A 12,888-nucleotide genomic window follows, 5' to 3' on the forward strand; every position below is an offset into this window, starting at 1 on the left:
CAACTAAAATCCAGAGGGTAGGTCTCCACACAGGGGGGGGAAAACCCCTTTTCGGCCAAAGCACCCAATATAATCAATCCACAAGCCTCGGAAAAATACAAAAACCCTCAAATATCAAAAATCTGCGAAAGTCGGGCTAAAGGGTGAGCTACCCTTCCAGGAATTCGCGGTGCAGGAGCCTGACGGCCCTGTCGGTATCGCTGCCCCGCACGAGGAAGCTGATGTTCAGGGCGGAGCTGGCCTGGGAGATCATTTCCACATTGATCCCCCCGCGCCCCACAATCCTGAATATTTTCCCCGCAACGTTTGGCGTGTGCCCGATCCCCTCGCCGACGACACAGACGATCGAGCGATTCTCCACGGTCCGTGTCGTGCATATTCTGCCGAGGTCACTGATAATACCCTTGAGCCTGGGCGCGGCGTTTCCATCCACCGTCACCGATACGCTCACCTCTGAGGTCGCGATCAGGTCCACCGGAACCGCGTAGTGCTTGAACACCTCGAAGATCCGCGCGAGGTAGCCGTGCGCGTCAAGCATGCGCGTGGATCTGAGATTGATGAGGATATTGTTTCTCTTCGAGGCGATCGCCCGTATCAGGTGCTTCGGTCTCGCTGCCCTTCTCACCACGAGTGAACCCGCGGCCTCCGGCTCGAACGTATTGAGGATCCTCACGGGGATATCCCTCTCCACGGCCGGCTCGATCGTGCGCGGATGCAACACCTTCGCGCCGAAATAGGCGAGCTCCGCCGCTTCGGCGTAGCTCAACCTCCCGATCGTTCTCGCCCGCGGGACGATGCGCGGATCGGCCGTCATGATCCCGGTGACGTCCGTCCAGATCTGGATCTCTTTCGCGTTCAGTCCCCGCCCCACAATCGCCGCGGTGAAATCACTCCCCCCGCGGCCCAGCGTGGTGATTTCGCCATGCGTGCCCCTCGCGATAAAACCGGTCACCACCGGCAGCTTCTTCCTCGAACGCAGCTTCCTGCGGACCATGGCGTATGTCTCCGGCAGCGGGCTGGCGTTGCCGTGCTCGGCATTCGTGAGGATCCCGGCCTCCCATCCCATGCAGGCACGGCTCGGGATGCCGCGGCTCGAGAAATACGCGCTGACGATCCTGGCGGAGAGACGCTCCCCGAAGCTCGCCACGTAATCCAGCGTCCTCGGCGTGAGTTCCCCGAGGTAGTAAATCCCGTGCATGACCTCCTTCAGGTATTCATACTCCTGCGCGACGAGCTGTTGCGTGAGCCCGAGCTCACGGACAATGCCATTGTGGACGCTGTATATCCTTTCCAGCATGCTCATGGCCTGGCGGGAGCGCTCCCTGGCCTTCCGGGCGGTGTGGAGCAAAAGGTTCGTGATCCCGCCGACCGCTGAAACCACAACCACGGGATCATGTTCGAGACGGCCTCTGACGATCCTCCGAACCCGCTCGATCGCCGCTGCGTTGCCAACCGAGGTCCCACCGAATTTCATCACAATCATGGAAACATCCTACCAGTTCATCGTCATCCATAAATATACACAGATGGTCACAGATACGCACAGATAGAAAAGATCAAAGTATTAATCTTTCGTATTCCAGTCTTGGTAATGCAAAATTGAGAAGCAACCCAACCCTGGGGCCGGCAATTTTCAAATAGTTTAACAGCTGTGCGCGGTGTGCCTTGTCCAGGGCTTCTACAACCTTGTGTTCATCTGCGTTTATCTGTGTATATCTGTGGATTCCGTTGATTGCGTCCGGTACTTTGCCAGCAATGCCATAGCGACGCCGTAGGTCAGCACTGCCGCAATAGCTCCGGCGACGAGGCTCCCCGCGAGGAGGAGCGGGAACAGCCGTTTCACCAGTGCGACGACGTGTGCGAAGCCCTTCCCCTGAAAATCGGACATGCTGATGGGGGGATGCTCCCCCGGCATGATCAGGCGGCCCACCTGATAGTCACAGTACACGACGAGCGGGTAGAGCCACGAGAACTGAACGCCGATGAAGACCGCGATCCTGTTCAGCCTTCGAAATATCAGGACGATCACCAGGCAGGCGAGCATCTGCGGGCCGTAGATCGGGAAGAAGCTCACGAACATGCCGACGGCGAGTCCGAGGGCGATCTCGTGGTTCGATGAATGGCTGCGCAACAGACCGGAGAGCTTCTCCCTCATAGATAGTGTCACACCTGCCCGTTCCACCTACGAGGTGGAATGCATACTTATATGCCGAAAGATGTCCCGACCGCCCTCGCCACCCTGATGAGCGGAGAATTTCTCGGCACCCGCTTGAGCCTGGCGATGGCCTTCAGCAGGGTGACCGACCTGATGGCACCACCCTTGATCCCCACCATTCGCCCGAACCGCCTCTCCGCAGCCAGATGCACGGCTTCCTCACCGAACCTGGTGGCGAGGATGCGGTCAAAAGCGGTCGGCTCTCCACCGCGCTGGAGATGGCCAAGGACAGTGACGCGCGCTTCGATGCCCGTGCGCTTCTCGATCTCGCCCGCGAGGACCCTGCCCACACCGCCGAGCCTGACCGGGTCGGGGCTGTCCCCGACCACCCTGTCCACCACCGGTTTCCCGCCGACAGGCCGCGCCCCCTCGGATACCACGATAATGCTGAACCGCCTCCCTTTCCTGTGCCGGGCCTTCACGAGGCCGCAGATGACATCCACGCGGTAGGGGATCTCAGGGATAAGGATCACGTCGCCCCCCCCGGCGAGGCCAGTACAGAGGGCGATCCAGCCGACGTAGCGCCCCATGACCTCGACCACCATCACCCTGTGGTGAGATTCCGCCGTCGTGCGGATCTTGTCGATCGCCTCTGCAGCGGTCGTGAGCGCCGAATCAAAACCGAAGGTCACCTCGGTCTCCCCCAGGTCGTTATCAATGGTTTTTGCGACCCCGACGCACGGGAGCCCCTTCTTCCAGAGACGGTGCGCGATGGAGAGCGTCCCGTCTCCCCCTATGCAGATCAGCGCCTGCACGCCGAGGCGGCGCGCGTTGTCAATCGCCTGCCTCGACAGGTCTCTGCACACCATCCCCTGCCTCTCCCTGACGCAGAAGCGGAACGGATCGGCTTTATTCGAGGTGCCCAGGATCGTCCCCCCCCAGGTGATAATTCCCGAAACGTCATCGTAGGAGAGCTCTTTAAACCTCCGCTCGACAAGACCCTCGTACCCGTCCTTGAACCCTACCACGCTCATGCGGTACACGTTGATCGCGGTCTTGGTCACCGCGCGGATGGCGGCGTTCAGCCCCGGGCAGTCCCCGCCGCCCGTGAGCACGCCGATCCGTTCGACCTTTCCGCTCCCCTGCCCCCTCATTTACTCGCCCTCCCCTTTCTCGCATCGCGGAACAGATTCTTGAGCAACTGCGAGAGGTCTTTCACAAACACATATTTCAGCGATCGGCGCAGCACCACGGGAATCTCCTGGAGATCCTTCCTGTTTTTCTCCGGGAGGATCACCGTGGTCACGCCCGCCCTCCGCGCGGCAAGAATCTTTTCCTTGATTCCGCCAATGGGCAGGATCTTGCCGGTGAGGGTGATCTCTCCGGTCATGGCCGTTCGGGAATCGAGCGGTATCCCCCGGAGCATGGAGACGAGCGCCGCGGCAATGGCGACGCCGGCAGAGGGGCCGTCCTTGGGGATCGCGCCCGCGGGCACGTGGATATGGACATCGCTCTTCTCGAAGAAATCCTCGGCGACCCCAAAACGGCCGGCGTAGCTGCGCACGAAACTCATCGCGGCCATGGCCGATTCCTTCATGATCTCGCCGAGCTGACCGGTGAGGGTCAAGCCCTTCTTCCCCTTCATCCTCTTCGCCTCAATGAAGAGAATCTCGCCGCCGCTGGGGGTCCAGGCGAGGCCGATCGCCACGCCGGGCTCGCCGGTCCTCTCCGCGAGCTCGGAGATAAAGCGCACCGGCCCCAGGTAGTATCTCAGCCTCTGCCGCGTGATGACCATCCGCTCCTTTTTCCCCTGCGCGACCGACTTGGCGATCTTCCTGCACACGGCGGCGATCTCACGCTCGAGGTTCCTCAATCCCGCCTCGCGGGTGTAGTCACGAATGATCCCCTCGAGCGCCCCCCTGCGGAAGACGACCCGCCCCCCGGTGAGGCCGTGCTCGGCGAGCTGTCGCGGGGTGAGGTAGCCCTCGGCGATCGTGATCTTCTCCTCCTCCGTGTAGCCGGGCAGCTCGATCACTTCCATGCGGTCCCTGAGCGCCGGGGGGATCGGGTCGAGAATATTCGCCGTGGTGATGAACATCACCGGGGAGAGATCGAACGGGACCTCGAGGTAGTGATCGGAGAAACTGAAATTCTGTTCGGGGTCCAGCACCTCGAGCAGCGCGCTCGCAGGGTCCCCCCGGAAATCGGCCCCGATCTTGTCAACCTCGTCGATCATGAAAACGGGATTCCGGGAGCCGCACTTCTTGATATTCTGGATGATCCGTCCCGGCAGCGCGCCCACATAGGTCCTGCGGTGCCCGCGGATCTCCGCCTCGTCCCTCACCCCACCGAGCGATATGCGGATGAACTTTCGCCCCATGGCGGCGGCGATCGAGCGCCCCAGAGAGGTCTTGCCCACGCCGGGCGGGCCCACGAAACAGATGATCGGCCCCTTGGTATCCCTTTTGATCTTGCGCACGGCGAGGTACTCGAGAATGCGCTCCTTGACCTTCTCCAGATCGTAGTGATCGCGGTCGAGAATCTTCCTCGCCCGGCGGATATCAAGTGTATCTTTAGTCCCCGCTGACCAGGGGAGACTCACCAGCCACTCGAGGTAGGTCTTGGATACCGTGTACTCGGCAGCGGCGGGATTGATGGTTTCAAAGCGGCCGAGTTCCTTCCGCGCGACCTCCTCGACCTCTTTCGGCATCTTCGCCTTCGTGATGCTCTCCGTGAACTCGCGCGCCTCCCGCGTCTGCTCGTCACCCTCGCCGAGCTCCTTCTGGATCGCTTTGAGCTGCTCTCTCAGGTAGTGTTCCCGCATCCCCTTGCTGATGGTGCTCTGCACGCTCGTCTGTATCTTGGTTCCCAGCTCCAGAATCTCAAGCTCCTTGTCGATAATAAGCAGAAGTTTTTTCAGCCGCGCCTTGACGTCGAGCTCCTCGAGCAGTTCCTGCTTCTTCGCGAGTTCCACATCCATATTTGAGACGATGAAATCGGCGAGCTTGCTCGGCTCGGTGATGTTCAGGACCGACATCTGCAGCTCCTTGGCCGGGAGCGGCGAGAGCGACAGGATCCTCTGGAACTGGTTTGAGACGCTCCGGGCGAGCGCCTGTATCTCCATATCCGTCTGGACCACATCATCGAGAGGCACAATCGCGGCCTTGAAATAGGGCTCCTCCTGGATGACGCGCTCGAGTTGAAATCGCTGGAGCCCCTGGATGATGATATTCACCCGCTGGTCGGGGTAGCGTATCATTTTATGTATCTTGCACACGGTCCCGTAGCGATAGAGGTCATCCGCGCGGGGATCCTCGACCTCGGTTTTCCGCTGGGCGACGAGCCCCACGATCTTATCGCCCGAGAGTGATTCATTGATCAACCGTATCGATTTCTCACGCCCAACGAGGAGGGGAGTGATCATAAAGGGGAAGATAACCGTGTCACGCAGGGGCAATATCCCGACCTCGCGGGGAATGGCGACCTTCACGCTCATGTCAATGGGTGGGTTGTTCGCGTGCATAACAGATTTCCTCCAGGGCGTGGTAAAAAAGCACGGAGGCCCTGGTTCTCAACCAGGCTGCCCCCTCTTCCCCCTGAGGGGGCGCCGCGTGGGCAGCCACACCTCAAGGAAGCCGTCGCGATAACATGCGCTCACCGCATCCTTTTTGATAGGGGTGCGTACTGTTACCCTCCGCTCGAACGTTCCGTAGTCGATCTCCATCTGCTGGTAGGAGACCTTTGCTCCTCGTGATTTGTCATCCCGACGCCCCCTGATGACGAGCGTGTCTCCCTCGAGCTCCACAGTGATATCCCGCTTCTTCATCCCGGGAATTTCCATCTTGACGACGGTGCCCTCCCGCGTCTCAAAGACATCGATGCACGGCTCGAAATGGATCTCCGTGAACACGGGGCCGGAGGATTCCTCGCCCCACAGGCTACGAAGGATCCTCCTCTCGAGCTCTCTGAAGGTCCCCAGGAGAAGCTGCGCGCTCATAACACCTCCTTGCCCCAGCGATGGTAATGCCAAAAGATCTTATAAAGCAACCACAGATTTATTCACCACAGATTGGCGCAGATTCCCTCCCCCCAAAAAATCTTTACAACTATCTGTGCAATCTGTGGTTGCATTTAGTTTTTTCATAAAACTTTTGACACTACCCCAGCGATGGTCATTGCTCCAGCCGACAACCCACGTGGAGCGATCGTGGCCCGCCCTTCAATCCGGCAATCCCTGTTCATCATTATAACCGGTCGCGTTTTATTTGACAGCCATTTTCACAGACCCTTTCACAGAGTAATGGTCAGTTTTGCAGGGGTAATGGTAAATGATGTTCGCCACGGATTTTCACGGATAACCACACGGATGGCCGAAGATGAAGCTTTCTTTTCATCTGTGAATATCCGTCATAATCCGTGTTCATCCGTGGCCCCCCTCTATAAGTGACCCCTTACTTCACAGACCAAGAAATGATTGACCCCACTCCGTAACTGATTTACACTTAGCGCGGTACTGCTGCGCATAGCTGAACTTTTCAGTCGGAACTCGTCCCATGAAAACTGCCAGGGTAAACATCAACCGCGCTTCCCGGAAAGCCCTCGAGACGCTCCCGCTCATCGGCCCGAAGAGGGCCGCGCGAATCATCATGTTCAGAAGGAGCAATGGATGGTTCGCGACTATTGATGATCTCGATTCAGTGCCGGGCATCGGAAAGAAAATAATAAGCCGGATCAGGGGATATATCACCCTCTGATCCGCCCATAACCGGCGCAATTCCACGCGGTAATCCCTCAGAAGGTGTGAAAAAATTGCCTCCCCGGCCTTTTTTGTAGGGGTCGGATTCATCCGACCCGCCAGCGGGCGCGATAAATCGCGCCCCTACAGTTTAGGCTGAAAATGCGGATGCGGCGATCGTGATTTTTTCACACCTTCTCAGTTACGGTGGGGCTAAATAGAATACTCCGCAACGTAGAGCACCCTTAAGGGTGCTCTACACCCCGTGACTGACCCCTTACATTTTCCCGTCGATTCCATTTCCGCGATTCTTCAATTCATTGTAGAATCAATTCCCGGGCTGTTGTACAGGGCACTTTGTTGATTATGAGAGTTGGGTTTATTTTCCTTCTGCGCGGCGGAAGATTGACCGGGTGGATCGAAAAGTAAAGATTAAAGATTTGACCCCTGAGGCAGGGTGGGAACCTTCAGGGTCAGACCTCTACTATTGACTAAACAGCTTCTGTCTTATCCCGCCCATCTTCTTCGAGAGTTGTTTATCCTCTGACATTCTTATCTGAACTCTCTTGTGCGTATCTCATCCAGCCTAAACAGCTCCTTCCGCTCGCTGCCATCGTGTCAGCGGTCGGTTAAAACCAGCCACTAAAGAACGATTCAAAACCAGCCACTTTAGAGGAGAGATTTGTCCTGTAGAATACCCTAACACAGAGAGGGGGTATTTGCATGGCAAATCTGATCAAAGTGGCTATAACTCATTCGATACAGACATGATACAGCCGTGGATGGTCCAAGAGGCGTATTGCGCGAGAGCTGGGGCTCGATCGTGAGACGGTAGCCCGGTACATCAGGATCGGGCTGGAGAGAGAGTCAAACCCAGCCATTTCGACCGCCGGCTCCCCCGATTCAAACCAGCCATTTCGACCGCCGGGAAACCAGGTAGGCCAAGCCAGTGTAACCCTTTCCGCGAGAACATAGAGCAGAAGATACAAGCAGGATTATCGGCTCAGCGGATATATCAAGATCTGGTGATTGAGCATGGTTTTACAGGCTCATATGAGTCGGTAAAGCGGTGTGTCAGAGGTATGCGGGAGGGGCATCCGGAACGCATATACCGGATGGAATGTCTCCCCGGGGAGGAAGCCCAGGTTGACTTCGGGCGCGGCGCGCCGATTATAGGCGAAAATGGGCACAGGAGCCGCCCGCCTTTTCTACGGGTCGCGTTGAGCTACTCGCGCAAATCCTACAGTGAATGCATTCCCCGGCAGACGACGGAAGGGTTTATCCGCTGTATCGAGAATGCCTTCAGAAGCTTTGGTGGAGTTCCCCGGACACTCTGCATTGATAATCTGAAAGCCGCCGTCACGAAAACAGACTGGTACGATCCCGACCTGAACCCGAAGATCGATGAGTTTGCCCGGCACTACGGAACCGCGGTACTCCCGACACGGCCATACACTCCCCAGCATAAAGGGAAGGTCGAGGGCGGGGTCAAATACGTCAAGAATAATGCGTTGAAGGGACGCGAGTTCGTGACTATGGAGGCCGAGAACGTATATCTGCGTCACTGGGAAGAGACGGTTGCAGATCTCAGGATACATGGGACCACCCGCATGCAGGTGAAGAAGCTGTTTGAAGAGCATGAGAAGCGCGCGTTACTGCCGTTGCCTCCGATGTTGTTCCCCTGTTTTGAGGAGGGACAGCGCACTGTTCACAGGGATAGCTATGTCGAAGTGGCCAGGTCGTATTATGAAGTGCCCGAGGAGTATATTGGGCGGAAGGTATGGGTGCGCTGGGACTCGAGGCTGGTGCGTATTTACAACCAGCGATTTGAAAAGATTACCGTTTTTGCGCGAGTGCCTCGGGGAAAGTTCTCGTCATGTCTTGGTCTCGGTGGCCGAAGAGGCAGTGTTGAGCGCAGCGCGGACTACTGGCTTGAGCGTACGGGGCTCATAGGGGAGCAGTGCGGGAAATGGGGCATGGCGGTTCTGTTAAATCGCGGGCCCCTGGCGATACGCGTGTTGCAAGGGCTGGTGGCCCTTACCAGGCGCCATTCGGCAAAGTGTATCGAGGAGGCATGCGCCTTGGCGGTGTCGCATGGAGCATACCGCCTTCGCGATGTGCGCCACCTGATAAAGATACCAACCGAGCAGGATAACTTCGAGTTTACTCAGACACATCCTCTTATCCGGGATATGGCCGAGTATGGCACGGTTATAAGGAACCTTGCAGAATTACGAAAGGAGGTAGTCCCCGCATGAATGACTCACTCGTCACCGCCTTACGGAAACTGAGGCTCTCAGGGCTAATACAGGTTCTTGATGTCAGGCTCCAGGAGGCCGCAGGGAACAACCTGGGGCATGCGGAGTTCCTTGAGCTGCTCATCCAGGATGAGATCAATATGCGGCATCAGAGACTCATTGCGAGGAGGATAAAAACCGCGTCATTCCGCGACACGAGAACACTGGAGGACTTTGACTTCAGCTTCAATACGTCCATCAAACGCAAACAGATCTATGATCTTGCGAGCTGCCAGTTCATCCGGGAGGCGCGGGATGTGCTCTTTGTAGGTCCGCCGGGAGTCGGCAAATCGCATCTGGCACAGGCTATCGGCTATCAGGCGATCAAGGCAGGCTTCGTTGTAATGTACCGTTCGGTCTTTGATGTGGTCAGGGACTTCCTGCAGGGTGAGGGCCTTGCAGGGGAGGGAGATGTTATATCGGACTATCTCCGGCCTGATCTGCTGATTATTGATGATATGGGGCTTAAACACCTGCCTCGCAAGTCCGGCGAGTATCTCTTTGAGGTCATCATGCGGCGCTATGAGCTCCGCTCAACCATTATGACTTCTAACCGCCCCATCGAGGAATGGGGCAAACTCATCGGGGATGTGCCGTCGGCCACAGCCATTCTGGACCGCTTTCTCCATCATGCCGAGATCATCACCATTAAAGGCAGGAGCTACCGGCTTGCCCATCGGGCAGACGCCGGGTCTGAACGAAAAGATCGTGCTTGCAAAAGCAGCAAGGAGAGGCAATCATAGGGGGTAAACACTGGCTGGTTTTGATTCGACCGCCAGTGGCTGGTTTTGAATCGACCGGTGACACCATCGCTTCTGACACGATACCATGCGCCCGGCGATCCTATCCTCTGTGATTCGGCCATGTCAAAGTGATCCTATCCCGCCCGAATTTCTGTCAATAGTAGAGGTCTGACCCTGAAGCTTCCGTGACCCTGAAGCTTCCGGTCCACAGAGGAAAGTGTACCAATCATCTCTTTTATCTCTTATACAAGTCGTACAATGGCAAGCTCTTCATGAGGGAACCAGGCAAGGAAACCGAAACCCCACCAGAAAGCTTGCAGGAAATCTGGAGCTCGGGCCGGGATTTGGGAACCCATTGTGAAGAAGCTGTAGATATTCCATAGCGTGACTAGAAACCCGAGAATACGGCACTTTCTCGAAATATTGTCTAAAAGACAGCTGACTTGGTTTCCAGCCAGCATCCCAAGATAAGCGAAGCCAAGCCGTGATTTGTACGGCTGCTCTACCCAGAGCACTACTGCTATGCCCGCGGCGGCGGCGAGGATGTTCTTGCCCGACCATTTGTTAAATCGGATCTCGGACATGTTCATTTCTAGCCCACCGGTGGCGTTCAGCCGCACCGCGTAGCTTAGCGAAACGGCGTCAGCTGGAACGGCCTGGTTGGGCGCGGCACGATAGCTCACTGCCACAACTGACTGGGCTCTGGTCTTAGAACAATTTAGCGACCTTCACATGGCCGACATTGTTCACCACTTGTTGATTAAAACAATCGCATTGAACGCATTGAGCAACACAATACCGGCAGACATTAACACTTTTCCAGAGAGAAGGCTCGGCCACTTACGGCGAACAAATTCCGGTCCTAATTTTTCAAATTTCTTCAGGCGATCTATATGCGAATTGGCGTCGGTCTGGTCTTTTAGGCTCAGCAGACAAACGATTAGTACAAGTAAGAACCCTAATCTCAATCCCCGCGATACAACGGCTGAGCCCGTTGTTGTTCATCATGCCCTATCCCCAGCATATCTTAATTCTACATTTATAAAGGTTTGACCCCAAAGCACTACCAGTTCTCTCTTTTAGATTAACACGGGCGATTTATTCTGCAGCGGTGGGTAAAACACTCCAAGAACCATAAACGTTTGGCGGAAGCGCTTCATGTTGCCGACGTAAAAATAGACATCATTTTTGCCGGAGCATATTCGACCAAGCCATGTTTCTTTAATCTTTTTCAGTAGAATAGCCTCGTTGCGATATATCCAACGCCACCTTCTGTAGGATTGGCCCAGTTCCCAGTCGATAATGCTCATTTTGTGCCCGGGACATTCTTTTACGCCGACGCACTTGAAGAAATAGTAGAAATTATGGGGGATGGCCTCGACCACGTTTTTCTTCTTATCAAAGAAACTCAATTGTGCGTAGCACGCCTCCCATGCCGCTTGATCTTTGGCCGCGGCTTTTTCCCATAAAAAGTCAATTTCGCTAGGCTTGATCAAAGCCAGAGACTTGTCATTCTCTTCAGCCTCTTTATACATCCAGCACATCGAAGGGGACAGCGTTGGGAGTACGACCATTTTTCGTCGTTCCCATTCATCCTTCGTATCCCACACTTCGACGATCTTAATGCTGTCCGCGTCGACTTTATAGCTTTCGGGTCTCTTGTCATCGGTGGCCTTATGACAAGCTATTTCAATTACGCTGTACTTCTTAAATTTCTTGTCGTCATCTAAGTCTCTGTACGGAATAGGATAAAGCCGTAGCAATTTCCCTGAAGCCAAATCAACCCCAGCGCAGCATACGGTCTCGCCGTATTTCTGACTGGGGTTGGGGTAAGCTTTAACAGTTATAAGGACCTTCTTCTTCTCTGTAAGCAATTTGGCCGTGTCCTCATATATTGACTATCGTCAGTCCGTTCCCATCTCTTTCTTTTATCTTTTGCGCGACAATCGAACGGTGGCATTCCTCCGGGGATTGTTCAAAGCACATCAAACAACAGGTAGCGTCAAGGACATATTGATAAACTTCCTCAATGGCCAGCTTGTTACTATTCAAGTAGGTAGAGAAAGCCTGAAAGAATGAGCGGTAGTCGTTATCTTCTTTTAGCTTTTTCCTGATTTCTTTCGGACTCCCCAGCTCTTTCAGATGTACATACTCGAATCCCTCTTCCCCCAGTCTTTCTCTGAGGGGAGACTTGGAAAATCCTCTTTTCCGGGATAACGGGACTTCTCTAACATCAACAACACGCTGTATCTGAAACCTGCCCAGTTGGGAGACGAAGGCATCCAAATCTTTGCCTTCATAGCCTATTGTATATAGGACATTGACCCTCGCCATTGTTTTGCCCTCACGGGTAAATGATAACATATAGCGAAGATAATAAAACGGGATCTTTCATGATCGAATACAACGAAATAGGTACTGCCTCAGTTTTGGGTGGTGAGCGGACCCTCAAATCTGTATGGGTCGGATCCTTCGGCAGGCTCAGGACAAGTTTTATCCGACCCGCATGGCGGGCCACGTGTTTCACGTGGCAAGCTTGATACTTGCCCGCCGAAGGCGGGAATCAAGCCCCTACAGTAATATCACCCATAACTGAGGGAGTACCGAAATAGATGGCAGGTAGATCTCCGGCAACGCGTAACCGCTCAGTGAAGCACTGATACGCACGCTGCTGTCATTGCGAGCGGAGCAAAGTAATCTCACTTAAAGGGCTTTCAGAGGGGGATTGCCACGTCCCGAAAGCTTTCGGGACTCGCAATGACAGCCGGCTATCATTGTCAGTGCCTGACTGAGGCATTACGCCTGCGGCCTTCTCCCCCCTGTTGCGTCAAAGAGAAAAGTACTCGTAGTAGTAGCAGCCTTTCTCTCTTTTTTTGCTTCTTTTTTTCTCTCTTTGTGAATAGTGTGAATAAGTGGATAACACCGCCATCCGAGAACGCATTTTTCTCCCCACAGAGC

12 protein-coding genes are annotated in these 12,888 nt (G+C 55.4%); 3 read left to right on the top strand and 9 right to left on the bottom strand.

The window, feature by feature from the left end:
* Nucleotides 1-148: 148 nt before the first annotated feature.
* The 6 genes from NTX71_02025 to NTX71_02050 all read right to left on the bottom strand — a co-directional run bounded on the left by NTX71_02025 (nt 149) and on the right by NTX71_02050 (nt 6,152).
* Nucleotides 149-1,483: an aspartate kinase gene (locus NTX71_02025; protein MCX6338680.1), complete on the bottom strand. Its 1,335-nt coding sequence runs from the start codon at nt 1,481-1,483 to the stop codon at nt 149-151.
* Nucleotides 1,484-1,556: 73 nt separating this feature from the next.
* Entirely contained in the window at nt 1,557-1,706 is a 150-nt protein-coding gene (locus tag NTX71_02030; GenBank protein MCX6338681.1) for a GxxExxY protein, read from the bottom strand.
* Nucleotides 1,703-2,167 (bottom strand): DUF2062 domain-containing protein, encoded by a 465-nt coding sequence (locus NTX71_02035; GenBank protein MCX6338682.1) that lies wholly within the window; start codon nt 2,165-2,167, stop codon nt 1,703-1,705. The genes NTX71_02030 and NTX71_02035 overlap by 4 nt, the downstream gene beginning before the upstream one ends.
* A 35-nt stretch (nt 2,168-2,202) precedes the next feature.
* Nucleotides 2,203-3,309, bottom strand: coding sequence for an ATP-dependent 6-phosphofructokinase (locus NTX71_02040; GenBank protein MCX6338683.1), 1,107 nt, complete (start codon nt 3,307-3,309; stop codon nt 2,203-2,205).
* Nucleotides 3,306-5,678: an endopeptidase La gene (gene lon / locus NTX71_02045; protein ID MCX6338684.1), complete on the bottom strand. Its 2,373-nt coding sequence runs from the start codon at nt 5,676-5,678 to the stop codon at nt 3,306-3,308. The genes NTX71_02040 and lon overlap by 4 nt, the downstream gene beginning before the upstream one ends.
* A 48-nt stretch (nt 5,679-5,726) precedes the next feature.
* The gene (locus tag NTX71_02050) at nt 5,727-6,152 is read right to left on the bottom strand and encodes an Hsp20/alpha crystallin family protein (protein MCX6338685.1); all 426 of its coding nucleotides are present in this window, start codon (nt 6,150-6,152) and stop codon (nt 5,727-5,729) included.
* 556 nt (nt 6,153-6,708) lie between these two features.
* On the opposite strand from NTX71_02050, the gene NTX71_02055 reads away from it, so the two are divergent.
* From NTX71_02055 to istB, 3 genes are all read left to right on the top strand, one after another.
* Nucleotides 6,709-6,909, top strand: a complete 201-nt coding sequence (locus NTX71_02055) for a ComEA family DNA-binding protein (GenBank protein ID MCX6338686.1) — start codon at nt 6,709-6,711, stop codon at nt 6,907-6,909.
* 895 nt (nt 6,910-7,804) lie between these two features.
* Nucleotides 7,805-9,148: an IS21 family transposase gene (gene istA, locus NTX71_02060; protein ID MCX6338687.1), complete on the top strand. Its 1,344-nt coding sequence runs from the start codon at nt 7,805-7,807 to the stop codon at nt 9,146-9,148.
* Complete coding sequence (gene istB / locus NTX71_02065) at nt 9,145-9,930, top strand: IS21-like element helper ATPase IstB (GenBank protein MCX6338688.1); 786 nt, start codon at nt 9,145-9,147, stop codon at nt 9,928-9,930. The genes istA and istB overlap by 4 nt, the downstream gene beginning before the upstream one ends.
* Before the next feature lie 242 nt (nt 9,931-10,172).
* Here istB and NTX71_02070 read toward each other — a convergent pair whose 3' ends face one another.
* The 3 genes from NTX71_02070 to NTX71_02080 form a co-directional block, all read right to left on the bottom strand.
* Nucleotides 10,173-10,619 (bottom strand): hypothetical protein, encoded by a 447-nt coding sequence (locus NTX71_02070; protein MCX6338689.1) that lies wholly within the window; start codon nt 10,617-10,619, stop codon nt 10,173-10,175.
* 390 nt (nt 10,620-11,009) lie between these two features.
* Entirely contained in the window at nt 11,010-11,804 is a 795-nt protein-coding gene (locus NTX71_02075; GenBank protein MCX6338690.1) for a hypothetical protein, read from the bottom strand.
* A 13-nt stretch (nt 11,805-11,817) separates the two neighbouring features.
* The gene (locus NTX71_02080) at nt 11,818-12,264 is read right to left on the bottom strand and encodes a DUF488 domain-containing protein (GenBank protein MCX6338691.1); all 447 of its coding nucleotides are present in this window, start codon (nt 12,262-12,264) and stop codon (nt 11,818-11,820) included.
* Nucleotides 12,265-12,888: the final 624 nt, after the last annotated feature.

The sequence above is a fragment of the Candidatus Auribacterota bacterium genome (assembly GCA_026392035.1).
GTDB lineage: Bacteria > Auribacterota > Tritonobacteria > UBA1439 > UBA1439 > JAPLCX01.

Bases quoted from the DNA above. Each gene is read 5' to 3' on its own strand.
- istB (MCX6338688.1), top strand. From the start codon at position 9,145: ATGAATGACTCACTCGTCACCGCCTTACGGAAACTGAGGCTCTCAGGG.
- NTX71_02050 (MCX6338685.1), bottom strand. From the start codon at position 6,152: ATGAGCGCGCAGCTTCTCCTGGGGACCTTCAGAGAGCTCGAGAGGAGG.
- lon (MCX6338684.1), bottom strand. From the start codon at position 5,678: ATGCACGCGAACAACCCACCCATTGACATGAGCGTGAAGGTCGCCATT.
- NTX71_02040 (MCX6338683.1), bottom strand. From the start codon at position 3,309: ATGAGGGGGCAGGGGAGCGGAAAGGTCGAACGGATCGGCGTGCTCACG.
- NTX71_02055 (MCX6338686.1), top strand. From the start codon at position 6,709: ATGAAAACTGCCAGGGTAAACATCAACCGCGCTTCCCGGAAAGCCCTC.
- NTX71_02080 (MCX6338691.1), bottom strand. From the start codon at position 12,264: ATGGCGAGGGTCAATGTCCTATATACAATAGGCTATGAAGGCAAAGAT.
- NTX71_02025 (MCX6338680.1), bottom strand. From the start codon at position 1,483: ATGATTGTGATGAAATTCGGTGGGACCTCGGTTGGCAACGCAGCGGCG.